The sequence below is a fragment of the Promicromonospora kroppenstedtii DSM 19349 genome (assembly GCF_000515355.1).
Taxonomy (GTDB): domain Bacteria; phylum Actinomycetota; class Actinomycetes; order Actinomycetales; family Cellulomonadaceae; genus Promicromonospora; species Promicromonospora kroppenstedtii.
The window spans coordinates 14791-16324 of sequence record NZ_KI911694.1 but is presented as its reverse complement, the minus strand read 5'-3'; the positions used below and the strand labels follow the sequence as shown (position 1 = coordinate 16324).

Genomic DNA, 1534 nt, shown 5'->3' with positions numbered 1-1534 from the left:
GTCCTGGCCGGGGTGGCCGGCCCGGTGCCGCGTCCCGGCGCCGCCGCGGCCGTAGCGCGCGGCAAGGTCCGGCGCGTTCGCGTCGCTGGTCGGGACAGCGGGGTCTTGGTCGGTCATCACTGCTCGCTCGGATCGGGGGTGTCGGTGGTTCGTAGCAAGATTGTCCGTGGACCATCATGGTCCATGAGAGTGATTGTCTCCCAGACGCTCCGACTCTCAGACTCCGTCCCAGTCCCTGCCCCACAGGAGGACCCAGTGTCCGTACCCGAGCGCGAGCCGCTCCGTCTGATGGCGGTGCACGCGCACCCTGACGACGAGTCGAGCAAGGGGGCCGCCACCATGGCCCGCTATGCCGCAGAGGGGGTGGAGGTCCTCGTCGTGACGTGCACCGGGGGCGAACGGGGCGACATCCTGAACCCGTCGTTCGAGGTACCCGAGGGGCACGAGTTCGAGACCATCGAGGGCCGCCGGGCCGTGCGCCGGCTGGAGATGGCCCGCGCCGCCGAGGCGCTGGGCGTGCGCCAGCAGTGGCTGGGCTTCGTGGACTCCGGCCTTCCGGAGGGCGACCCGCTGCCTCCGCTGCCCGAGGGCTGCTTCGCGCTGGTCCCGCTCGAGGAGGCGGCGGAGCCGCTCGTGCGGGCCGTGCGCGAGTTCCGGCCGCACGTCATCACCACGTACGACCCGTCCGGCGGCTACCCGCACCCGGACCACATCAAGTGCCACGACGTGTCGTTCGAGGCGTTCGCCGCGGCGGGCGACCCCGACCGCTACCCGGGTACCGGGGAGCCGTGGGAGCCGCTCAAGCTGTACTACAACCACGGGTTCTCGATGAAGCGCATCCGCGCGGTGCACGAGGCCATCGAGGGCGCCGGGCTCGAGTCGCCCTTCGGCGAGTGGGTCGAGTCCCGGGACGCGCGGGAGATCCCCGAGCGCACCGTGACCACCCTGGTCCCGGTCGCCGACTGGTTCCCGAACCGCGACGCCGCCCTGACCGCGCACGCCTCGCAGATCGACCCGGCCGGGTTCTTCTTCGCCGTGCCCCGCGACCTCGAGGTCGACGTGTGGCCGTGGGACGAGTACGAGCTCGCCGAGTCCCGGGTCCCGCTGCCCGAGCGCGCCGCGGGCGAGTACGAGGAAGACCTGTTCGAGGGCGTCCGCTCGGAGGTGGTCGCATGAGCCCGCTGATCGCCGGCGCGCTCGCCGCCGCGACCGAGCCGTCGCCCAACCCGACCGAGGGCCAGCTCCGGCCGGGGCTGGAGACCTGGCAGGTCTCGCCGGGCCTGATCGGCTTCGTCATCACGTTCGCGCTCGCGCTCGCGTGCGTGGTGCTGTTCCTGAACATGAGCAAGCACCTGCGCCGGGCGGGCCACAACGCCCGCCAGCAGGGTCTGCCGATCGAGCAGCCCGAGGGCATCGGCTTCCGGCGCACGGACGGCGAGCCGGACTTCGCCGGCGGCGAGCCCGGCACCCAGCCGGGCGCGTCGTCCGACGCGGCGAACAACGCCCCCGGGTCCGCCGAGAGCCCCGCCGACGG

2 protein-coding genes are annotated in these 1534 nt (G+C 73.1%); both read left to right on the top strand.

Features of this window, described 5'->3' with window-relative positions; translation table 11 throughout:
- The first annotated feature begins 288 nt into the window (after nucleotides 1-288).
- Nucleotides 289-1176, top strand: coding sequence for a mycothiol conjugate amidase Mca (mca, locus tag PROKR_RS17265; protein WP_036965181.1), 888 nt, complete (start codon nucleotides 289-291; stop codon nucleotides 1174-1176).
- A partial coding sequence (locus PROKR_RS30830) for a hypothetical protein (protein WP_051433088.1) occupies nucleotides 1173-1534 on the top strand: 362 nt, incomplete at its 3' end. The genes mca and PROKR_RS30830, both read left to right, overlap by 4 nt.

Bases quoted from the DNA above. Each gene is read 5' to 3' on its own strand.
- mca (WP_036965181.1), top strand. From the start codon at position 289: ATGGCGGTGCACGCGCACCCTGACGACGAGTCGAGCAAGGGGGCCGCC.